The sequence below is a fragment of the Nitrososphaera sp. genome (assembly GCA_039938515.1).
Taxonomy (GTDB): Archaea; Thermoproteota; Nitrososphaeria; order Nitrososphaerales; family Nitrososphaeraceae; genus Nitrososphaera.
Genome location: JBDUUL010000024.1, coordinates 288191 through 310157 on the forward strand (window position 1 = coordinate 288191; position 21967 = coordinate 310157).

General features: G+C 50.2%; 25 protein-coding genes. 15 read left to right on the plus strand and 10 right to left on the minus strand.

The features are described 5' to 3' along the window. The first annotated feature begins 24 nt into the window (after positions 1-24). Complete coding sequence (locus tag ABI361_14155) at positions 25-246, plus strand: hypothetical protein (protein MEO9321805.1); 222 nt, start codon at positions 25-27, stop codon at positions 244-246. A gap of 48 nt (positions 247-294) precedes the next feature. On the opposite strand, the gene ABI361_14160 is transcribed toward ABI361_14155, so the two are convergent. Beyond that, positions 295-2343, minus strand: coding sequence for an Ig domain-containing protein (locus tag ABI361_14160; protein MEO9321806.1), 2049 nt, complete (start codon positions 2341-2343; stop codon positions 295-297). A 159-nt stretch (positions 2344-2502) separates the two neighbouring features. On the opposite strand from ABI361_14160, the gene ABI361_14165 reads away from it, so the two are divergent. Together ABI361_14165 and ABI361_14170 are read left to right on the plus strand one after the other, a co-directional pair. Continuing rightward, positions 2503-2715 carry a hypothetical protein gene (locus ABI361_14165; GenBank protein MEO9321807.1) on the plus strand — a complete coding sequence of 71 codons (213 nt, stop codon included), beginning with the start codon at positions 2503-2505 and terminating at the stop codon, positions 2713-2715. Between the two features lie 24 nt (positions 2716-2739). Further along, the gene (locus tag ABI361_14170) at positions 2740-4179 is read left to right on the plus strand and encodes a hypothetical protein (GenBank protein MEO9321808.1); all 1440 of its coding nucleotides are present in this window, start codon (positions 2740-2742) and stop codon (positions 4177-4179) included. A gap of 105 nt (positions 4180-4284) precedes the next feature. Here ABI361_14170 and ABI361_14175 read toward each other — a convergent pair whose 3' ends face one another. The 3 genes from ABI361_14175 to ABI361_14185 form a co-directional block, all read right to left on the minus strand. Further along, positions 4285-4410 carry a hypothetical protein gene (locus tag ABI361_14175; GenBank protein MEO9321809.1) on the minus strand — a complete coding sequence of 42 codons (126 nt, stop codon included), beginning with the start codon at positions 4408-4410 and terminating at the stop codon, positions 4285-4287. A gap of 81 nt (positions 4411-4491) precedes the next feature. Then, entirely contained in the window at positions 4492-5022 is a 531-nt protein-coding gene (locus ABI361_14180) for a hypothetical protein (GenBank protein MEO9321810.1), read from the minus strand. Positions 5023-5690: 668 nt separating this feature from the next. Further along, positions 5691-5960, minus strand: coding sequence for a winged helix-turn-helix domain-containing protein (locus ABI361_14185; GenBank protein ID MEO9321811.1), 270 nt, complete (start codon positions 5958-5960; stop codon positions 5691-5693). Positions 5961-7201: 1241 nt separating this feature from the next. Between ABI361_14185 and ABI361_14190 the strand changes: the two genes are divergently transcribed. Beyond that, the gene (locus ABI361_14190) at positions 7202-7678 is read left to right on the plus strand and encodes a response regulator (protein MEO9321812.1); all 477 of its coding nucleotides are present in this window, start codon (positions 7202-7204) and stop codon (positions 7676-7678) included. Between the two features lie 54 nt (positions 7679-7732). On the opposite strand, the gene ABI361_14195 is transcribed toward ABI361_14190, so the two are convergent. Together ABI361_14195 and ABI361_14200 are read right to left on the minus strand one after the other, a co-directional pair. Beyond that, on the minus strand, positions 7733-9241 hold the full coding sequence (locus ABI361_14195) for a carboxypeptidase M32 (protein ID MEO9321813.1): 1509 nt from the start codon (positions 9239-9241) through the stop codon (positions 7733-7735). A gap of 604 nt (positions 9242-9845) precedes the next feature. Then, a complete protein-coding gene (locus ABI361_14200) occupies positions 9846-10277 on the minus strand; it encodes a DUF488 domain-containing protein (GenBank protein MEO9321814.1) in 432 nt (143 codons plus the stop codon). Positions 10278-10969: 692 nt separating this feature from the next. On the opposite strand from ABI361_14200, the gene ABI361_14205 reads away from it, so the two are divergent. Next, positions 10970-11380 carry a hypothetical protein gene (locus ABI361_14205; protein ID MEO9321815.1) on the plus strand — a complete coding sequence of 137 codons (411 nt, stop codon included), beginning with the start codon at positions 10970-10972 and terminating at the stop codon, positions 11378-11380. A gap of 473 nt (positions 11381-11853) precedes the next feature. Here the strand turns inward: ABI361_14205 and ABI361_14210 are convergent, their stop codons facing one another. Continuing rightward, positions 11854-12738, minus strand: a complete 885-nt coding sequence (locus ABI361_14210) for a hypothetical protein (GenBank protein MEO9321816.1) — start codon at positions 12736-12738, stop codon at positions 11854-11856. Positions 12739-12884: 146 nt separating this feature from the next. On the opposite strand from ABI361_14210, the gene ABI361_14215 reads away from it, so the two are divergent. Together ABI361_14215 and ABI361_14220 are read left to right on the plus strand one after the other, a co-directional pair. Next, the gene (locus tag ABI361_14215; GenBank protein ID MEO9321817.1) at positions 12885-13334 is read left to right on the plus strand and encodes a hypothetical protein; all 450 of its coding nucleotides are present in this window, start codon (positions 12885-12887) and stop codon (positions 13332-13334) included. Positions 13335-13419: 85 nt separating this feature from the next. After that, entirely contained in the window at positions 13420-13842 is a 423-nt protein-coding gene (locus tag ABI361_14220; protein ID MEO9321818.1) for a hypothetical protein, read from the plus strand. Between the two features lie 82 nt (positions 13843-13924). Here ABI361_14220 and ABI361_14225 read toward each other — a convergent pair whose 3' ends face one another. Next, complete coding sequence (locus ABI361_14225; GenBank protein ID MEO9321819.1) at positions 13925-14131, minus strand: hypothetical protein; 207 nt, start codon at positions 14129-14131, stop codon at positions 13925-13927. Positions 14132-14389: 258 nt separating this feature from the next. Here ABI361_14225 and ABI361_14230 point away from each other — a divergent pair, with 258 nt between their 5' ends. The 5 genes from ABI361_14230 (at position 14390) to ABI361_14250 (ending at position 17082) form a co-directional block, all read left to right on the plus strand. Then, complete coding sequence (locus ABI361_14230; protein ID MEO9321820.1) at positions 14390-14713, plus strand: hypothetical protein; 324 nt, start codon at positions 14390-14392, stop codon at positions 14711-14713. Between the two features lie 96 nt (positions 14714-14809). Further along, positions 14810-15160 carry a DUF1801 domain-containing protein gene (locus tag ABI361_14235; GenBank protein MEO9321821.1) on the plus strand — a complete coding sequence of 117 codons (351 nt, stop codon included), beginning with the start codon at positions 14810-14812 and terminating at the stop codon, positions 15158-15160. A 383-nt stretch (positions 15161-15543) separates the two neighbouring features. After that, positions 15544-15741: a hypothetical protein gene (locus ABI361_14240; GenBank protein ID MEO9321822.1), complete on the plus strand. Its 198-nt coding sequence runs from the start codon at positions 15544-15546 to the stop codon at positions 15739-15741. A 592-nt stretch (positions 15742-16333) separates the two neighbouring features. Continuing rightward, entirely contained in the window at positions 16334-16654 is a 321-nt protein-coding gene (locus ABI361_14245; GenBank protein MEO9321823.1) for a hypothetical protein, read from the plus strand. Positions 16655-16797: 143 nt separating this feature from the next. Further along, on the plus strand, positions 16798-17082 hold the full coding sequence (locus ABI361_14250; GenBank protein ID MEO9321824.1) for a hypothetical protein: 285 nt from the start codon (positions 16798-16800) through the stop codon (positions 17080-17082). Positions 17083-17439: 357 nt separating this feature from the next. On the opposite strand, the gene ABI361_14255 is transcribed toward ABI361_14250, so the two are convergent. Continuing rightward, positions 17440-17832, minus strand: coding sequence for a hypothetical protein (locus ABI361_14255; GenBank protein ID MEO9321825.1), 393 nt, complete (start codon positions 17830-17832; stop codon positions 17440-17442). A 307-nt stretch (positions 17833-18139) separates the two neighbouring features. Here ABI361_14255 and ABI361_14260 point away from each other — a divergent pair, with 307 nt between their 5' ends. After that, entirely contained in the window at positions 18140-18745 is a 606-nt protein-coding gene (locus tag ABI361_14260; GenBank protein ID MEO9321826.1) for a PH domain-containing protein, read from the plus strand. Positions 18746-18889: 144 nt separating this feature from the next. On the opposite strand, the gene ABI361_14265 is transcribed toward ABI361_14260, so the two are convergent. Next, positions 18890-19915, minus strand: a complete 1026-nt coding sequence (locus tag ABI361_14265; GenBank protein ID MEO9321827.1) for a hypothetical protein — start codon at positions 19913-19915, stop codon at positions 18890-18892. A gap of 235 nt (positions 19916-20150) precedes the next feature. On the opposite strand from ABI361_14265, the gene ABI361_14270 reads away from it, so the two are divergent. After that, positions 20151-21011 carry a hypothetical protein gene (locus ABI361_14270; protein MEO9321828.1) on the plus strand — a complete coding sequence of 287 codons (861 nt, stop codon included), beginning with the start codon at positions 20151-20153 and terminating at the stop codon, positions 21009-21011. A gap of 417 nt (positions 21012-21428) precedes the next feature. Beyond that, positions 21429-21857 (plus strand): response regulator, encoded by a 429-nt coding sequence (locus tag ABI361_14275; GenBank protein MEO9321829.1) that lies wholly within the window; start codon positions 21429-21431, stop codon positions 21855-21857. Positions 21858-21967: the final 110 nt, after the last annotated feature.

The window sequence follows — 21967 nt, forward strand, 5'->3', positions numbered from 1 at the left end:
CCCATCATGCGCGTCGAACGCCCAATGTCCGATTCGCAGGGGATACAACGCAACGATCAGGCAAATGACTGGCCCATGCTAATTGCATGCAACGGCTGCGGGAGTCTTTTCACCTCAATGCAAGAGTTCCAAGCGCATAAGCGCAGTACGTCGCATGACACAGGGTACAGCAAATTGGAGCTGCTGCAATGCGGAAGACTTGAAGAGCCTGACAAGGTAGTATTCTTGCTAAAAGTCGTTAGCTAGGAGTTGTTAAAAACAAAAAGAAGGGGGCTCCCAGCCCCATCTGGCAGTTTATGCTGTTCCTTTTACTCTTGTTGCAGCCGTAAAGTGGACGTAGAGGTCACACTTTGAAGTTATCTTGTGACCGTCTAGGTCATAGTACGCAATGTGTACTGTGTAGCTGCCTGTTGCGTTGTCCATGAAAGTGATGTATATCTTTTCTCCGCTCTTGTACGCCTGGTTGCCAGAGTCAAGCATTACGCCGTCCGGACCCTTTACCATAAAGCGCATGCCATTTACGTCTGACTTGTTGTCAAACGACTCGCATCTGATTACCTTGCCTGTCGGGATTGTCTTGCCGTTGATGTCCGTAGAGTTGTAGTCCTGGCATACAAGCGACTCTTCAGCGTGCTTGTGGTGCTTTACAAAGACGTTTATCATGACGCACTGAAGGCTTGCGTCTGCCTTGACCTTGTCAGCTGAAATGGTGCCGTCCGGTGCACAGTCGCCCTGGAACAGCGTCCTGTACTGGCTTTCCAAGGATGGCGGGTTGAATGACTCGCTGATGTTCTGCTGCTGTCCTGCTGTTACAGTAGTTGCACTGCCGTTTGTAACTGGCTGGCCGTTTAGCATCAGCGTGAAATTATCCAAGGTGGCCCAGCCGCCTTCTATCTTTTTGATTACGGTGACTGAAGCTGTGCTTCCAGTTACGGCAGAGGTTACTGTGATTGTTACCGGCGTGTGTGCTGACAGCCCGTGCGAGTCTGTTACAAAGACGTCAAAGGTATAGTTGCCCGGTGTCTGGCCACTGCTGCCGTTTGGTTTCCATGAGAATGCGCCTGTTGTCGCGTTGATGGATGCTCCTGTGGGTGCGCCTGACAATGAGTATGTCAGTGTGTCGTTTACGTCAGAGTCATGGCCGACTGCAGTGAATGTGGCTGTAGAGTTGACTGCGACTGTCTGGTTAGCGATTGGGTCGATTGTTGGTGGGTGGTCAAGGACGGAGCCTGTAATTCCGCCAAAGCCCCATGCAAAGACCGGACCATAGGTGCCGTTCACGTCTGCCACGTTAGTTCCGTTTACGACGGGCTCGCTGTTGTAGCCGAGCGAGTAAAGCGTCGCATTTACTGCTGCGAGTGCGCCCTTGGTCAGAGCCTCATTTGGAGCAGTTCCATAGTATTCGTTGAATGCCACTGTCTGTCCTGCCTTTATTGGGCCAACCTGAAGGTCGAATACTCCACCGTGGTCATCTGGACCGCTGTAGTTGTAGTCTTGGTTGTATGTTCCTGAATCAACCTGAAAGTCACTTGGTACTATTGCCTGAAGTGGGTCTGAAGTAAGGAACCCGTTGTCTCCGCTGTGAACTAGCCTGCCTGTAGGCTCCAAGTTTGCTTTGACGCCGTGGTTTCCGACAACTTCAGCAAATTGAGTTGGCTGAATATCCCAGTCCATGACTCGTCTGTATGTGACGTTGTTAAGGTCAGTCGTGCCGTTGTTTTTGAAACTGACGGTGACTTGATACAAGTATGGTGTAAGTGGTGTCGGGTGATAGTCATGAGTTACGACGATTTTGTTAAATGCCGTGACGTTGGATACTGCGCTAGAACCGCCGTCGGTGCCTGCAAACGAGTTGACGACCAGGTTTGCAGAACCAGCTGCATTGTTTGCATAGCCTGTTGCATTAGGGTCTCCAATTGTGTTGCTTGGAATAGCGACTCCCCATCCTTCGCAGAGACATCCTGGCTCTGTTGATGCAAATGAGCCGTTGCCATTGCGTAGGCCGACGTAACCTATCGGTGGGTGACCCGGGTCGCTAGTAGGCAATGACCAGCCAGTCCCATTGATTGCCCGGTATGGAACGTTAAGCTGTCCTGCATAGTCAACGCCCATTATCACATGACCGTTACCAATGATAGCTCCCATTCCATTGTATATTGGAAGAATTGGTCCGAATGTTGGATGAGTGATCGTCTTTGCGGGTGGATGCGCATTCTTTGCGTTTTCTGCCGCAAATGCCGATCTGCTTGATAGCACTGGTGCGATGAAGGCCGACAGAATCAAAACTCCTGCCAGAACCATCGCCAGGCTAGTACGGCTGCTAAGCTGTAAAGCGCCTAACATGTCGGCTCTCTACAGAAACAAGTAATATAAAAGAATAACAGTTTGGAGTTATCAGATCTATGGGGCTTGAGGTGCGATGATCAGATCACATTCTTCTAGCAAACTCTACTAGAACCAAGCAAGTCGAACCCCCTCCCCCCAAGGTGTCAGCTTGGTTATATGGCAAGGCGCTCGGAGCTAGCTGTCATTATGCCCTGCACCAGCCTGTGCCAAAAGCTCGGAGTAAAGTCTGCTTCGTACCGCGACGGATGGAGGTACTGCGGCAAGTGCGAGGTGTTTTGGCATACAAGCGCCGTCCGCTGCCAGTGCTGCAACAACAAGCTCAGGTACAAGCTGACATGGAGCGGAAGCAAGGAGCGATTCAAGCGTTAAATTCTTTGAGGACGTACAGGCTGCATGTCAAGCAGGGAGACGACCGGCAGGTACCTCTACGCAGACTATACACCCTTTGAAGATAACAAAAACTTTCTGACCATGCTCAGGGACTTTGTGTCCCTAACAGAACGATTGTTGAGGGCCAAAGGCGAAATCGAGTCTGCCACCCTAGCGCTATCGGCTGCAAGCAGTATGTGCACTGATCTGACCCTGCAGTTTAGAAAATTCAAGTCGGAGGTTTCCGCAAGCATGGACTCATTTAATGAAAGGTTCGACGCAGCGCTGGCAGCCGGGCCTCAAGGTTCAACCGCGTTTGACTCCAAGCCTGCAATCGCTGGTATGCTTGACGATACAGAAAAGAGATTCGCAGCGGAATGCGGCAGGTATGGCGAACACCTTTCATCGAGGGTAGCACAGTTGAAAAAGACATCGGCGGAATATTTGCAGCAATGGCTGCTGGCCGACCATGCCAACCTGCCATATACCATAACATCAAGGATGTCTGGCGAGGTGAGTGTTTCGATGGGAGACGATTTGAAGCATTATGCCGTTTCGCGCTCCAGCTCGATAGTTCTGGGCGACGCTGCAGGAAACGACGGCGCGCTTATCACGTACTCGTTTGATATCGATGCAACCGACCTGGAATTCTGGAGCCGGAAAAGAAAAGTGTCCGACCTTGGTCTCAAAGAAGTAGTGCTACCAATCGGCTTTAAGGTGTCGATGTCTGAAAGACTAAGAAAGCCATTCAAGCTGTCCCGCGATAGGCCACCTCAGAGAGAGCCGGATTTTGCCAACGTCGACAGTTATCACATTATCTCCTTAATATTGCGGGCGAATTCGGTCCTTGAAGCCGTCCTGGCGGCCGATGCGTCCAAACCGGATTATGATTGTGTAAAGATTGCCTTTCCGGACGTTCAGGATGTTAGCTGCAGGCCTATTATTTCCGCCCTGACCAAAGACAAGCATGGAAATATTGTCGAGGAAAGAGACGTCCTCCAGCACGACCAAGTGCGCGAATCAGCAGACACCAGAAATATCGTGCTCCTTGGCAAGGCGCTTTACGACAGGGCGGAGGTTCTGAAGGACCCGAAGGTCTATTGCCTTCGCAGCAGGCTTGCATCTGTCATGGTAAGAATCGGGGATTCCCAGCGCCCCGTTGCCCGAATCGCCGCAGACTCGACAGAGTACGATCCAACCGCTGCGGTACTATTTCTGGAATCCATCGCACGATCATTCTCCCCCATTGTTTCAAAGGTGGGAGAGAAGAGCAGGGAAGGCGAGCTAATTTTGCGCCAGGAAATCGAGGGAGGGAGCAGGAACGAACATGTCTTGAGACTCGACGCACTGAGCTCACCCCTTTCATTTTCTGAAGAGGGAATCAGGATTGCAAGGCTCTTGGGCATAACAAGGCCAGCCCCTGATTCGCATATCGCCACATCGGAACGAACCGAGGCTATATGATTCGGGCCTCTAATTTTCGTTCGAACTGCAGGTCTTCACGGCAGCAACTTGAATTGGCTGGTCTTGAATACCGCTCAGGAATCTGGCGCGCATACAAGTGCGTACTCACATGGTATTGTCAGAACCGTAACCATTTGCAGGCAGCTTTAGGAAAGCCATTACGTGAGAAAAAGAAAGGCTGACAAAGGCGTCGGCAAACCCTCTTGCAATCTTAGTCAGATCTTCTGACATGAAAATCACATCTCACTTTCAAGAGTGGAAAAATAAAGCAGCTGCTACAGTTATCCGGCTGACGACTCCACTTCCTGAAGACTAGGGATGCCAGACTACCCGGTAGCTCGCCTGCTGTGTGTTTGGCCATGAGCCAATAGTAACGATCTGCTTGGTTATCCCATTAGGATTCGCTTGGCCCATGAACACATTGTGAAGCGTAACCACGATATCGTGGCTGGCAAGAGCACCGGAAACGCACGTTCCAAGACTATAGCCGAACGCGCTTGTTGAATACCAGACGCTCCCCGGGTTTGTGTTACCAGCCGAACTGATCGGCTGGGCGTGCAGAGTTATCGTCATGTCATAGCCGGTAAATGCTTTTTGCCTTATCACTGCCGATGGCTCTGCCAAGACGTCTATGTTCTGTCTGGAAGTCTGGATAACCACTGACGTTACCGTCGCGTCGTATCTGTTGTCGCACGAAGTTGGGTTATCGCCCATCGCGAAAGCTCGTTGCACTGTGCCGGCCGGGAGCGCTGCAAGGGCAAGCGATAGTAAGGATAGGAGCGAGAATGCTATGCACGAGACGCGTGCATTACGAAAGTGCATTTGGTTCATGCTAGATTTCATCGATAGCTCTTGTTGCCGGCGGTTCTTAGGTCTCGTGCCGGACTTGTAGTAAAGAAACTATCAGGTTTCACAGTTGCAAGATTGTAAGAAAAAAACGCACGTTGACTTGCTTTGAGCCAGTTTTCTCCGGGCATGAGAAATGCGTAACGAGTGCGAGCAGTGTGTCGAGCGGAATGACAACCCGCTGTCCACAGCGGAGAATCTGAAAAGTATCAACAGAATAGAATGGACAGCTTTCTGCGCAAGTTGATGCCCTGGTCATGTCGAGGGCTAGGTACGGTCGCTTCCCACAACCAATGCGTCATGAGCCAGCGTAACAGCTTGTCGCCCGGGCCCTATTCCTGCTAGCTCGCTTCGTCGATTCTTAGCGGCATTCTGCCGGATACAACATAATTCGTGTGCATGGCTGGGCAGCTGTCCGTCGTTAGGCTGGGCCTTACGGAAATAGACCGATTGCAATTTGGCTACAGAGTCGCCGCGCCTAAAACGCTGTCTCCGAGGTCAAGTTCCATCTTGCCTTATCAAGAGACTTGTCCCGTCTGGCATTGCAGCGCTTTTAGCATCTTGATAAAGCGTCGAGAAGCCGCCATTTCATTGGCAGGCTTGACTGTTCTATCTGAGACCATTGCAGCAGAGGCGCAGTAGAATGTGGGGCTATACAGACTTGCCTACTGCGCTGCTACCTGACCCTCGTGTTCAATCATTTCCCCGAGTCCGCGAGCCAAGGTCAGGAACTGCAGCCCCTTTGGCGTTGTCTGATACGTCTGGCTGCCGCTGTCAAATGATAATAGTCCATTTTCGACGACAAGGGCCAGGTACTCCCTCAACTGCGCGTACGAAAGAAATGAAGCATACATGAGCTTGGTTTTAGTCACGCGCTGGCCGTTAGCGCTTGCCAGCATGCTGGTCACGATCTCTGTTCTACTTCTATATTTCATTACTTTACTATTTCCTAGTTGGTTGATTGCAGTATATATTTCCGCCCTGTAAAATGTTCGTGGCGTTGTTACAGTAGATTATTCAGGCGGGGAGGTGGCCTACGCAGCGGGCGAATTCCCGAGTCAAGCCGCCACCCGCCTTGTCGAAACTCTCTACCCGTGAGAGCTGCATTTACCTTAGGCTTCATTGGATATAACGCATGCCTGTCCGCAGCCTGTAGAAAATGAACTTGTCAAATTGAACCATCTTGCTAGCGTCTGGAATCTAACAGATTATAGTTTCAATGATTGATACAAAAAATACATCTATTTTGACTATAGCCGGCGAAATGTATATTGCGAACAAGGAATAATATTGTCGTCAGAATCTCTGGTTTACGAAAAGGGAGAGGGGAGCCTTCGTGACAAGGCAACCATGCTCAACCGTCCCGCGTGACCAAGTATGGCCGAGCATGGCTTAATTCCCCTCTCCCAAGCTGCGATTGTGATCAAACGGTAGATTAAACATTACTGCCCGATCACTGACTGGCGGCTCACCCCGCAAGAATCTAACCAGCCCCGCAGGAGAGTTCATCCTCTTCCAAGCATGCAGTCGGTATCAGGGGATCGGGAAGGTTTGCTCTTGCTCGCTTGTTACGTGCGCTCAGAATTTTCTGACCACTCCATGCAATGCCAGAGAGATGGGAAACACGAGTGCGAGCTCTGCGCCGAGGTGACGTCACGTCGCAGACTTGAAACATGTGTCATTTGGTCAGATAGAGAGAATTCGGAGATAAAGCTGATGGCACGGTCCCGAACCCAGCATAAAGACGATGTAATACCGACAAGTCGACGGACTCTTACCCGCGGATATAGCCGGTTAAGGGCTGATTGCTGCGGTATTTCCATTTGAGGGACAGGCTGATCGGATTGCTTATCTAACCGTCGCTCATAGATGGAGCGGTGCCAGAGGGGGAGGCAGCGCCTAGGACGGCATTTCTGTGCGGTGAACTGCGTCGGCTAGGCGTTGATATTGACTCGATAATGCTAGTTTCCCCAACTGACAGGGATCTGGAAAGCCTGCACTCTGCAATCACTCGGATTTTGTATTCTAATTCAGAGACATAAGATGAAATGCGCCGGCGGGATGTGGACTTTCTCCGGATTTGCACGTATTTACTACGGTGCTAGGCAATCGGTTCCGTTCGTCCGGCTAGCATCAATCACTTATAGATAAATAGCACCGCTCGCCTCCGTGAGGCATGCAGGCGCGACCAGGTGCTCCCGACAGCAACAAACTAATCATGCTGGTCGACGACGAGCCTGATATTGTCCAGGTCTCTGTCCGGGCGCTGCAAATGAAGGGGTACCATGTTGCAGGATTTACAGACCCCGTCCAGGCGGCAAGGGAGTTTCAGCAAAATCAGGACAAGTACAGCCTGGTAATTTCTGACATCAGGATGCCCGTGATGTCCGGCTTTGAGCTCTTGCTGCACGTAAAGCGGCTTAACCCCGATGTCAAGGTTATACTAATGACAGCGTATGATTATGAGAAGGACCAGATAAATTCCGACCTTCCCGTGGAGGGGTTCCTGATGAAACCGTTGTCGCCTACGCAACTCAAGGACAACATCGACCGGCATTTGGAGCCGGGAAACGCAGGTAATGTTGGGGCCAAGATGTTTGCCGACCTTCAAGCCCCCGGTCAGGTAGAACCGTCTTTCAGGCTGACAGACTGAGATGCCGGCATTTTAGGCGACCTGCCAGGTTTTCACCACTTCTAAAAAAACTAATCAATAAGCCTGGGTTCCCAGGTACTTGTTCTCCAGATAAGCCACAAAATAGTCCGGATTGTACCCTTCGCCGAACGCGCTTTGCAGAAGCGCTTTTGGTGAATAAACTGAACCGTGCCGGTGAATCTTGAGCATGAGCCATTCTCTTATTGGCGCAAAGTCGCTGCTCTGTATGTATCCTGCAATGTCGCCCAGGTCAGCGCGCATCTTTGATGCTATAATCGCAGAGATCAGGTTGCCTAGCGTGTACGTCGGGAAGTAGCCAAACAGGCCGCTGCTCCAGTGTGTATCCTGAAGGACTCCGTGAGCGTCGTCCTTTGGCCTGACTCCGAGCAGCTGGTCCATCCTATCGTCCCAGAACACCGGTATCTCCGGGACGCTCAGGTCGCCGCTGAATATTTTCTTCTCGATTTCGTATCTTAGCGCAATGTGCAGGTTGTAGGTGACCTCGTCTGCATCGACGCGGATAAAGTCCGGCCTGACTGTGTTGAAATAAAGGTACAGCTCTTTGTCGGAAGCATGGCCTGCAAAACTCAGGTTCCTCCTGACCAGAGGTCCAATCAATTGAACAAACGCCCTGCTTCTGCCGACAATATTTTCCCAGAACCTTGACTGCGACTCGTGGAGTCCGAGCGACGATGCCCCCTCGACTGGGGTGACCGAAAGCGACTGGTCGCACTGGAGATCGTAAAGTGCGTGGCCTGCTTCGTGAATAGTGCTTGATATGGACCGTTTGAAATCGCTCCCCTCGTACCTTGTAGTGATCCTCACGTCGTTTAGCCCGATTGGCTGCGTAAACGGGTGGGTCGATACGTCCATCCTAAAGCGCTCCATGTCAAATTGCAGGAGCGCAAGGATTTCCCGGTTGAGCTTGTCGAGCTGCTGTGCATCATATTTTTGCTCCGCAAGGGCGCTTTCCTGACAGAATGGGCTGCCAGAGTCCACCAGCTTTTTCAGAATCTTTTGAATGCGCACTGTGAGGACTTCAAATACTCTGTCAAGGTCGGCCACAGTCAGCTGCTCCTCAAAGTTGTCCAAAAGCGCGTCATAGGGATGTTTTTCATAGCCAAGCCTGTCAGCTATCTGCGTCTTTATCCCTATCATTTTTTCCAGATGTGGTTGGTAGATTTTAAAGTCGGATTTCGCCCTAGCCTGCCTCCATGCCATGTTTCCACGGATTCGCTCAAGGGACTCCTGCTCCGTCAACTCTTTTGGAATCCTTTTCTGCTTGGAAATCTCCCTGTCAAGCACGCGGATTATGCCATTTTCGGCGTCGCTGAGCCCTTTCTGCTTCTTGCCTGCCTCTACGAGACCGGCGAAGTTGTTGTTCAGCAATAGCTCCTTGTGCAGGACTTGGAGCTGTGAGTCGGCAACTCCTCTCTGCTCGGTTCCCTTGCGGGGCATGTAAGTTTCAAAGTCCCATTCCATCAGCGCGGTTGCATGTTTGATGGACCAAAGGGGCTTGTAAGCGTCAAGAATCTGTTTAATCAGAGGATTTTCTGAGTTCATACTGTCGGATTTCTAAGAACCCGCGCACTTTAGTCTTGTGATTATGCCGCAGAGGCAGCGCATGAGCGCGTCCAGTATATGCGCGTCATTTGAGATCATCCAGATTCTGTGCAGGCTAGAATGAACTAAGCATGCCCATGCCCAAGCGAGTCTTGCGCGACCGAAGGATACTCCTGTGTTTGAAGAGCGATTTTTAGCAGAAGCTGCTGCGCTAAGATCCCACCCTCAGGCATATATGCCAGATAATTTCCAACATTATGTGAAGTATCGCTCGAGCACGGATATTCTGGCACAAATGCTAGAATGTGCGTCAAAGTCGGCCCTGTCTAAAACCAAATTGAGATACGCGGCCTTTGTTCCCCACGAACGAATGAATGAATTTACTGATTTGCTGGTCCATCACGGATTACTTGGATTCGACCATGCCACCCGCCAATACCAGACAACGGGAAAGGGCCTGAAATTTTTGGACAGCTATGAAAAACTAAACTCATGCCAGTGCAGCGTTTAAGATCATCAGCCGAAGTATCGCCAAGACTTGTTGACGAAAACGCGATGCCTTGAACTTGGCGTAAGTGATTTGACGTCGCAGCTGCCATAGTTCTTAATCGATCGGGTAAAGGTCCGTTCCCTCGCAACCGGACTGTATCAGCGTCTTTAGGATAATTCCCCTGTGGCACGAATTTATGTCAGCCTCCATACACATGAAACATACAGGCTTGTCGTAAGACTCAAGGATCGATGGATGGATTTTTGGTTTGACGTTCTCAAGATACCAGTCGAGCGGCTTGCGATGCTGTCTTATCTCGCTTGGGATTCCGTACTCCTTTAGATGGACGTACCGGATTCCTTCTTTACCAAGCCGCGCTGCGAGGGCTTTTGACCTAAAGTCCGGGTTTCTCGAAGTTGGGTTGAATCTCGAGTCTGCAAGGGTCTTGACCCCATTGTCCTTTAGAATTTGTACAAACCTGTCAATTCCGAGTCCGGAGTAGCCAATGGTGAAAAAAACTGGTTCTGACAGATGTGTTCGATCCACTGACCGTGTTTATGTCAGGCCGATATAAACAGGCGGTAGTCCGGCAAAGCAAGTTCTCTGACAGATTACATTACGTCAAATAAGGTTTGAACTGGGCACATGCCATTAAAGAAAGGGCTAGGGGAGCGAGCATGTAGACAGACGGAGGCAACCGCTGCTCAGCCTAGCCCCGTTTCAACGGCGCCGACTGTAACCAGGTCAAGTAAGATAAGCATGACGGTGGCTTTCTCTAGCAACTTCCAGCATACTGCGCCGTAACTGAGCCGCCGCTCAGGTAGACAGTAGTAGAACTAGTCACCGCAAGGGAACTATAGTTCGAATTGGAGAAATTCTTTCCGGCTATCTCAGGAGTGGCAAGCACTGACCCATCTTTCCAAGAACAATACCGCGGACGACCCCTTAAAGTCAAGAGGGTTTGCTCAGGCATTCTACATTGCAAAATGCCTTGAGCGCGGGCTGAGAAAGGAGGACATTATCGAGAAATTCCGCGGCGACGGCCAGCTTGTCGACATGTGGATATCATTTCTTATCCACAATAATTTCATTCAGAGGCAAAGCGGAAGGTGGGCCATGACTGACAAGCTGGGCAGGTTCTTCATAGAATAAGCTGCTCCTCTTGCCCCGCGATGCATCAATCGCCATGGAAATGCGCAAAACAGAAAGCATATCTATTGCAGTTCTAGCTCGTAATTATGGCAAAATCCAAGGCCAAATCAGATTTGGTTCTCAGGCTTAACACCACGTCTACCAAGATCACGGAGGTTGGCCAACAGGGCATCATGAGCGAAATGACCAGCAGGGGTTCGATAACGGGCAAGTACAGGGGAACACACTGGGACACGGTTCAGGTGCGCACCAAGACCGACGGAACATCTGAATGGTCAGTCAAGTTTATCCAGATGACAAACAAGGGCATGGTGTATGGCTCAGGACAGGGCACGGGCGATTCTCCAAATGCAAAAGGCGTTGCAAGGATGCGAGGTGAAGGCCAGATCTGGACCTCATCGCCAAAACTCTCCGATCTTAACGGTGCGAACTGGACCTGTGAGGTTGATAATAACCTGATGACTGACAGGGCCATAGTTGCAGTCAACTTCAGGTGACTTGGTTCTTCTCATATGATGCAGTTCAGTGTAGTACCGCAAGCCTGACTAGCCTTCTTATTTCCAGCCGCGTTGTCTAGCAGCGCGCTTTACTGCGCCAAACATGTCGCAGACCACGGCCTGGCAATCGCAATGACTCGCCGGCTGTGGTCTGTCATAGCCATGTAGCGTTTGGAAGCCTCACTTGCACGACAGATCGGATTTCTGCATTGAGAAACTCCCTTTAGTTGACCACTAGACAACAAACATGTATCTCTAGATTATGACCATAGAAATTCAATACCCAAGGAACAATAGTGCCATCACAATTGGCCGTTGAAATGTGAATCGAGAATTACACGGCCGGAAAACCAAGCTTGACATTGCTGGCGAAGGTCAGATCTTAATTGCCGCTCCCGGGTGTCTGACAGGCAGCAAAACCGCACCCGGCAATTTCCGCCCAAGTGGCTGCAAAGATGATGTCGCTTAGATTTCTAGCAGGCTGCAGTATCCCATTCGCCAAAGGTGTAGATATCTCTTCTAAGTTCTGAAGCAATGGAGTCAATCACCACTCTTGCAGAGCTACCGAGAATTTTTGTCAGCCTTGCCTCAAATACGTCGGGATCGGATACTACTTTTTCCCGGTCGATGCCATATACGACTTTCAGGGTGTGAAATATCAGCCTGTCAGAGTCACGGCCGAGTACGCTTGTAATGCCTCGACTGATGACATTCTGGATTCTGATGGGATGCCACAGCGCATGCCTCTCTGGTCGCGATAAATCAACCATCGAGTCGTGGCAGCGCATGAGCGTTATCAGATGCCTTGGCTCCATTTTGTCGATCGTTTGCTTGTTATAGCAGCATACCGCCTCGCGAAGACCCAGCTTCCGAATGGTTGCCTGATGCAGGCGGCCGAATTCGGAAACTCTGCTCTCATATTCTATAAGCCTGTGAAGGTTATTTCGCAACACCTTTTTCATCACCATAGGCTGGTCTGAAATGATTATCACGTTCTTGCTAGTGGGCTTCCGTCTGAGCCCTTTGGCTACCTCTATCCACTTTTTCAAGACCCACTCGGGATCTGCATTGTCTTGGCCCTTTTGGTGGAACAGTGAGGTCTCTACCAGCATGATCCTGCCTGATTGGATATATGCTCCTAGAAAGTTGCCCCCGGGTATATTTCTGGCGTCGTCCTGCAGTTGCCTTAACATCCCTTCCTTTTTTCCATCTTCTACCGGAAGGATGACTGCGTTGTCGTTTGAGCCGAGAAAATATGTCAGAAGAGAAAAGAGTCCTGAGCTTTTGCCATTTCCTTTTTCTATTGCACTCTTTCGGTGCTGGCCGTCACTAATTACCAGAGAATGGACAAATGCCACGACTTTTGAGGGTCCCAGAAGTATATATCAATACCGGAAATTATGGTCTAAGCGAGGAAGATTTTGCTGACCTCGCTTTATGTAACTCACAGCTAGTGATCAGCGCACACAATGCCTATAATTCAAGCCCCGCACGTAAGGATGTCTTGAGCGTTTCAACAGGGATGAACTTTCGCCGGCTGTGCGACGATATCCTATCACTTGAAGGCGACCTACGGTTCGTTTGCATTTGCTCTATGCAGGGAAGGATTGTAGCTATCCAATACAGAGAAGACGCTATCCCGCTACTCGTGGGAGAGCGAACGCAACTCTGGATAATGCAGGCTTTGATAAGGATGAGTTCAAGAAAGACAATGGAGGACAGTCTAGGGAGTCCATTATTCTCGCTGACTGAATACGAGAAGGTAGTGAAAGCAACCATCCTGGTTCGAGATGCTGCAAACAAGTTCGGCCTCGGAGATGAATTTGTAATCGTGCTTTCAATCAGGCCACAAGCACAGAACCCAAGCGCAATGTTAAAGGAAACGGTAATCCCGTATATCAAAAAGCTCCTCAATGCCACGCAAAGACCGTCCTGCAGTATTGAGGGATGCTGAAATCACCGAGATCTGACTGCAGCATTAACGTTGCAGGGACATCGGCCCGATAATGCTTATCTATCGACAGAATAATCACTCCGGCATGGCATTTGGCGAAAAACTGTTTGAGGAAACTGGAAAGGTGACGAACATGAGTGTCGAGTCAGTTCACCCGGTCGAAGGCACCAAGATGAAGGTAAACTTTGTGTCTGAGATAAGGGGCTTCGGGAATTTCCCGAGTGGCAGGAACATCGGCTCCGGCACAATAAATCAATATCCACACGGCGTTTGGGATGCTAGCTATCAAGGCGTTATCATAACCCAGGGCGGCGACCATTACATGTGGTGGGCGCATGAGAAGAGCAGGACTTCTGAGGACGGAAGCAAGGTAAGAGGTCTTGTCACCATCACAGGATACACCCAGTCCCAAAAGCTGGCCTCCCTAAACAAGCTCATTATAGTGGCGGAAGTGGAGTTCAATCCTGCGGCGCTCGAGTTTTCCGCAATAGGGTACGAATGGAAATAGGAAAACGTACATCTCGGGGCCGCTCTGCACCGGCCGTTCACAAAAACATAGCACTGCTCCACAGTTGGCGGCCGGATGGAAGCTATGCATCCTTGGCCATTATTCCTGATACCAGGCATACAGAGCCCCCAACCAAGAAAAATAGCGAAACAGCCTGCGCTGCTTTGGCGTCTTGCAAATCCTGGGCAGCGGTGGGACTGAATAGCTTTTCAAAAGGGTCTTTCGGAACTACTATTTGCTGTGCTGCTGAGGAGTAGAAGGTAAACAATGGCACGCTGATGACAAGCATCAGGATGCCTCCAATTATGTATCGCTGGCGCACTCATGACCCGCCCAGAGTGTTTGGCATTTCCTTGGGATATAGGTTGGATCTAGTAAGCTGCAGCTACGCTGCAATCACTGGTTGCAAGACCGCTGACTTTTAGATGCAAGAATAAGCGCTGTAGACGCAAGCAGCGCAACTTTCTTACCGTTGCGCGGTAATCTTCATTGATTTTTGAGTGCATCTGGAAAAAAGGATATTAGCTACATTTGCAGGTTTGACCCCATGGCAAAAAGATTTGCATTAACTTTGACGCATCCGCCAAACGTTTGTCCGTCGGGAAACAAGGCTTCACGCGAGGCTTCGATCAAATGGTGGAAGGCGCTGCCCGAACTTACAACACGACACAACCTCAAAATGCTCTCGTTTGACCACTACGACCCAGAGCACCTAATGATCGCAATATTTGAGGCAGAAAGTCTGGAATCGGTCAGGGACTTTGCAATGCAGACAGGCATCATTGCCTGGAACGATGTCAAGATTCACGCGCTCACCCCCGTCAGTGCTCTAATGGACAACATTGACCAGGCTCCGCCCACGATTTTTTAACGTGGCGGCCGGACTTTTTTCAACCTTTTATCCGTGCTTGAGCGGACAATTGATTGATAAGGAAAGCACAAATGTTGTGGTTTAGCCGCTAAACCCATGAGCAAGCCCAAGGACGTCGAATCGTATATAGCGCTCGCGCCGAGCATTGTTCAGTCTAAGCTACGTGAGCTCCGCGCTGCGATCAAATCGGCTGCACCGGAAGCTTCTGAAGGCATCAGCTACGGGATGCCCTACTACAATTACAAAGGCTCGCTGGTCTGGTTTGGCCTTATGAAAAATCACATAGGGCTGTATTTCAGGCCGCCGATCGTCCGGTTATACACGGAGGAACTCGCAAAATACAAGACAACCAAGTCAGCGATTCACATTCCGCTCGACCAAAAGCTGCCGCTCCCCCTGATTAAGAAGCTAGTCAGGGCTCGCATGAAGATTAACGAAGGCGGATAATAGCCGAATCAATTCTTGAAATCAGTCCTTGTCATTTTCAGCCTGACGGCTCTCAGCAGCGCCGGCATAAACGGCATCAAGAGACCCCTCCCCGCTATACGCCCCTCGAATGCTTAAAAATCTCCGAATCTGACGTGCAGACAGTGCATGCCGAATGAGAGAGTCAAGCACGAAAGCTTTCAATGTGCGGTAGTCCGGACATTCCGCTTCTTTCAAATTTCGATCAAGATATTGAGCAACTGGCTGCTCGCCAGCAGGTGACGCTAGCTATCTGTTAGCAGAGGAGCGTCAAGGGCCGCAAGATTTCTCCGTTTTCATGTAGTGACTTGTGGCGAGTACTTTTTGATACGCCTACTCCATCCGTCGGAGATGGCAAATCGTGCTTGAAACTGGGAATACAAAATGAGCGAGTGTACAAAAAGAATCGAAACAAGATAACAGCGATGGCAATCCCCCAGAGCTCCTTCCAGCTACCGCTGTGGCCTGATTATCCGGTATCCATAGCCATGCCGCTCGAATTTGTCATAAACTCGCTGCAAGCTATTGGCTGTCACAATGCATATCACAGCATGGTAAATTAAGTGGGATAAAATTCTATATAAGATAGCCTTGCCAAGTCGGCCAATTGAAACCCGGGAGTACATTCCAAAAGACCCAGACAAGCCTTCAAACTTTTGCTTTGAGTGTTTTGAGCGTGAGGCGACGATGGAAGCGCTGTTTGAAGCGGACAAAGATGTGCTGATCGTCAGGCGATATTGCGCCAGATGCTTGCGAAAAGCGTCAATGTAAGGCCCAGTCATTCACGGCTGGGATGCGCTCTGAAACCTTAATTCCCTCGACTGACAAATCAGGTTGTCACCGTGTCTGGGCCTTCGCTCTGGGTATGGGCCGTTATCGTAGCGGCCATAGTTGCGGCCAAGTTTGCGTGGAGATGGCGATCACTTCAAGTCCTTGCAAAATTGTCACGTCAGAGAAAATCCACAAATAATTGAGCATAACGCTGGATTGCGGGCATACTTGGCTGGTGTTACTGAAGACGTTGTGGAAAGCAAGACTGGGCCTCCACGTCCGCGAATGGGAATATACCCCATTTATCAAAAAATCCTAGTGACAAATACTAGAACAACAGCTCGATGATGTTTTATACCTCATGTCGTAGCTATGCGCGTAATTATGCAAGGCGAGGAACCCTTCTCAATTGATGAGCTTTTGTCATTTCTTGATAGTTTGGGCACAGACTGCACCGCGTTTCGAAAGGCCCGACCGCTTATGAACGAGCAGGAGCTGAGGCACGGGCTGATGCAATTGTTTAGGGCGCACATTATTTACAGAGCCTATTACGAGAGCCGGAACGTCTGCCACTGGTGCTGCATTGACTATCCCGCGTTTACAAGGCGCTGCCTTCGATGCGACAGTACCCTCCCGCAGGTGCAGCACATTTATCGCCAAAAGCGCAGGGCGTCTAGACGTGACAGTGCACGGAATGCGAAATAGCCTGCGTCAGGCAAGCACTTTGCAGGGATTGCTTTGCTGATATTACCTTGAGCTTTTTTAGCGCATTCAAATCCCGAGAGTTGCCATGTACCGGTAAATCTCACCGATAATCTTACATCGAACAAGTGACCCCCATCTTGCCAATGTCACCGCGAAATGCCTCAAAGATAATGGCGGCGGGAGGCGCAGCTCTGCTGGTCGGTGGCTTTGCCGCAATGGCATACCTGGAGCCTGCAATAACCAAGGGCTCGCAGCAGGGATTCAAAGACAGCCAAGGGTTCTGGCTTGGATGGACAGACTACAGCCTGATATTTGTGATAGTCGCAGGTCTATTCCTCCTCGTATACGGATCAGTGTCATGGCAAAGCGAGTCGCCCGAAGGCAGAATAACAAAGGCGCGTGCAACAAACGCGGCAGCTGCAGCATGATCTAGCTCGCTGCAGCTCCGACCGCCCGGCTTGGTCGGACTAGGATTTTCAAGTGCTTGCTTGGGGGGTAGTAGGTTTTACGAGTCAGTGCTGGCTAGTTGACCTGACAAGTTTTTGCGCTGCCAACCGTTGAATTTTCTGCCGAGATCTTCGCGAGCAGGAGTCAATTTATCAATCCGCGACAGAGCAAAAACAATGATTCCCCAGAGACAACAAAACTATAGAAAGTATTCAATTATCTCATCTTGCCAGTTGAAGTTTCGTATTATGATAGTAGAACGACAGTGACAGCAGGGGATTTGAAGGTCGCGCGTCACTTAGTGCGCGTCCTGAACGGTCCGCCGTATATTCTATTGCTCAATCAAGTATCTTTCTGCCTGCGCTCCTAAGATAAGGTAGTATTTTTTCTGAAATGATGCTGTCGTGATTCGAATCCTTGTCAAGCGAAACCATCACCAGCTCCTCGGTTTCGCTGGCAGAATCATACGCTACGATGGTCGCTCTCTTTACCTTCTGGTAAAGCGCAAATGCGTAGATAGGCTTTCCGAGCTGCTTCTCCTGAGTTTTTCTCATGCTCATCCGTATTACCGAATGCATGATCGAAAGTTCGGATTCTTCAGTCGTAAGCAGTGGCTGCAGGCCGGTTCTGTACTTGGCCGCGAGAATGCTGCCTTGCATCGAGGCAACGCCGACAAACCGAATGGCTGAATCCAGCGAGATCATCTTGTCGCAGATAGACTGCCAGACCATCTATTTCATAGGCGTTTGACACTGTTCTAATATTCTTTATGTAACGTTTACGTGTCTTTTGTACCACAAAAACTCGATTTCATGTAATTATGCTAGTTTGTGTCAGCCGTATCGGCCGAGCGGGTCAACTGGCCTCGTTGTAAAATCGGGCTGGTTGTGTACAAGACGCCTTGCCATACAGCAATAACAGATCCATAGTCCCGACTATTGAAGATGTTCCCAGCATTACCGGATGAAAAGATAAGCAGCTGATAGCGTCAGATGGAATTGCAGAAAACCTATATCATGCCATAAACGACGCGAGTTGATGCCACTGGGGTTTGGCAAGAAGGACGAGATTCCATTCAAGACAGACATTACTGACAAAGACGAGCTTGGCGAGATAAGAAAGATTGCAGACCGGCTTGAGCCGGATGAAAAGGTGCTCGTTGTGGCCAAGCAGTCCAGGGTCAGGCCCGGAGGGTCGGCAATGACGCCCGCAATAATATTTGCCACAGACAGGCGGCTAATCATCAAGGACCCAAGCGCTCTGGGTCTTAGACAGAGCGTAGAGGACATTCCCTACGTAAACATCACAAGCGCAAGGCTGCAAAAGGGGGTCTTCTCCTCGAGCATACTCCTCCGGGCTCAGGGTTTTAGCACGATGTCTGAGAGGAATCTTAATTCAATTGAGTTTGGAAAGCACAGCAACGAGGGCGAGATAGATGCGATTCCAAAGGACAAGGCCCAAGAAATAGTCAATATCATCAGCCAAGGCATAACTAACTCAAAATCGGCTCAGGTCGCAGCTGCCAGCCCGCCCCTTTCGATTGCTGACGAGCTTGCCAAACTTGCAAAGCTCAAGGAATCCGGCGTACTTACGGATACCGAGTTTATCCAGATGAAACAAGACCTTATCAGGAAGAGCAGGTAAAAGGGAGCAAAAGAGAGACTGGCTGATGCTGAGCCGGCTGTTCAAGTGAGCTTGGCATTTCAAATTCAAGAGCTGCCTTTCTTGCCTTGGCCGAGAGGTTCCGGTCATGGCCCGATACTGCACGTCGTCAAAAGCGATGCAGCATTATGGTTTTTGAATCCCTTGGATCCATTCAGCAATGCTGCTTACCAGCGTCTCCGGCTTTGTCCCGCCGTCCAGACGGAACAACCTGATTCCGTAGGCGGCGGCCAGCTTTTCCGCCGTGAGATCCATCTGCCTGGAGGCAATTATCATTTTATGCTTGATACCAGTATCCATACTCTTTGCAAAAACAGACAGGATTGTTGTTTCGTCAGACTCGTACTGGTCACTAAAGTCCCCGGCGGCAAGCGGCACACTTTCATTGTCATTGGCATAAATTACAATTCCAAACTTCTGAGGCACGCCCGACGCGCCCAAAACGGGGCAGGGACAGACAGCCTTCAGCTGCTTCTCTCTTAGTTCCCCGGCGAGAACCTGCATTATGTCGTGGTTTGCGCGGGCAAATTTGTCCATGGCCTGGAGCTTGACCGCATATACAGGGAGCCGCAGCATTACAAGACTGTCCTCGGGAAACTCTTTGCCACACCCAAGGCAAGCAAAAGCCTTTTCCGCGCTTGGCAGAAGTGCCTTGCAGGACTGGCATCGGTAAAAGACGCCCGGCCTTGAGTAATCTACTCCAAGCGCGTTGAGGCGCTTGTTGCACTTTCTGCAGACAAAGCGCCCGTACTCGTCTATGTACCGCTCGTCAAAATCCGTGTTGCCGCAGGTGAGGTGCTCGACCACGCTCCCCTTGGCCAGGTTGCCAGACTTGCAGGAATGGCACGAGAGCTTGAATGACAAGGCGTAGGAGCTGCAGTCTGGACATTTTAGTGCAAGGACTGCATCCTCGGCTACAGCCAGGCCGTTTCTTTCAAGAAGCTCCAGCATCTGCAGCTGGTCCTCCAGGGCCTCGACTCCCAGATCAGGATACGTATAGCCGAATTTTTGCTGCAGTACCGGCCTGAAGACCCTGACGTTGTTGTGCCGGATAAGATCGATTAGCGATGGAAGCGATTTTGCCGCCCGCGAATGCGGGTCTCTGTCCACTGCTGGGCTAGTTGATTGCCTTGATATATTGTAGTCTGTCATGTACGCGCCACCATGCCTCTCATGGAACCGACTTCGATCAATGTCCATAATCTCGATACGGATTAGGCTATTGGTGTGAAGAATAATCTACATACGGTAATTCCGATGGAAGGGTTGAATTTTAGGAGCCCAATTTTGATTTGGCAATGATAAGTGCAGGGGCCTTGCGATGACCTTTTTGTGCTGCTACTAGATCATTAAATCCCATTCGAGCCATAGTGTATCCGTCTACGATTTGTCTTCCGGCAGCCCCATAGATAGCGATAGAGATCCCAGTAATCCTTTTGCAGACTGGTCGGCCCTTGTGCATAGACCCGTTATTTCGTCAGACGGAAGACAGGTGGGAGTTCTTCGCGCTATTGCCGGCGACTTTCTGATAGTCAAAGCGGGATTTGTCTCGCTCCGCAAATACATCATTCCCAAGTCCGACGCCCTGTCAGTTGACAGCAAGATGAGAATACTGCTGAAAACAAGCACCTCCGCCATAAGATCAAAAAACTCGCAGCGATACTTGCAGGACTCTTACGCTTCTGACCCTAAACTGCCCGATGCCCACATTAGGCACGATCCTCGGAGAGACAGGGCTCTATTGGCGCGCGTGTGGTTGACTAGAAACCGGATTGCAGGCCTGGTCGCCATGGTCTCGGGCATCCTCTTCTTGATATCCGGCTACAAGGCCAACATCGCAACCTACGAAATGATTGAGCAGCAGCTGGCCTCAATAGAGAGCATTAGGGCCTTCTGGGACGTTATCATAATCCCTCTGGGTGTTCTCGCAATCCTGAGCCAGCTGAGCGGCATTTCGGTTCTGGCTGGCTCGGGATTTTTTATGGCAAACAGGGTAAACGCGGGCAAGTTCCTAGTAATGGTCGGAACCGGTCAGGGCCTGATTACAATCGCGTGGAGGATTGCGTCTGAGGTAATTGCAGGAAACTTTACCGCCGCTAACAGCTTTGTTCTCTGGCTGACGTCAACAGCGGCGGGATTGGGAATCATATTCGCGATTCTTTCGCAGTCACTCTCAAAGGGCAAGGGAGAGAGCATCTACATGAAGGCTTTTCGTTTTGTGTTTCGCATAAAAAGAAAAGGCAGCTAGCATGGGGGCTGCAGCGTGACAAATTGATTCCAGGCACGGCCAGCTTGATATTCATGATTTAGAGAAAGGTTAGTTAGCGTAAACTTGGGAAGTTGATCCGGAAATCTTTGAGCTACCTTGTATATATTAGCGGGAGCATCTGACGTTGAAAATCAAACATGGAGCATCTCGGAAGGAAAATGTGCCAGTGCATCAATTGCGTGTCTCACAGGCTTGAGGAATGCGTCGTTAACGATTGCAACTGCTGCAGTCTGGAAGATCAGTACCTGCTGCTGACCAAACTTCCGGACCGCGAATATCTTGTGGCCTGAAATTCGCCGGTGAGGATCTGGACAGACTTCTTGTTATTTTGTTATGTTTGATTTCGCGGGCGTAACTTAATAGTTGGAACGTACATACAAGTGCCCGTAAAGCCTATTGTCAGCAAACAGAACGAATGGTAAAGGCAGAATACTCGTTGTCGACGATGAGACGGACATTACGTCCGTACTAAAGAGGGGGCTGGAGGCCAATGGTTACAGTGTGACTGCATACAATGACCCAAGAAAAGCCCTCGACGATTACAGGCCCAGCGCTTACGATCTTATGCTCATTGATATTCGCATGCCAAACATGAACGGCTTTGAGCTTTACAGGAAAATCCAGCACATAGACCCCATAGTCAAGATTTGCTTCATAACGGCGTATGAAATCTATTATGACGAGTTCCGCAAGGTCTTTCCAAAAATAAAGGTCAGTTGCTTTGTGAAAAAGCCCGTAACTATTGACGAGCTCGGCAGGATAATCGCCATCGAGCTTGGCCTAGAGCAGCCAGGCGAGCAAACGTCTTCTTTTCAACAGACATAGGCCGGGCTGATTTGCTGCGATTGAGGACACTAGACTCGCTTCTCCACCTGGGGGCAGGTAGTGCATCGACGGGCAGATGCAATAAGGCATTGAGCTGCGATACCGATGTT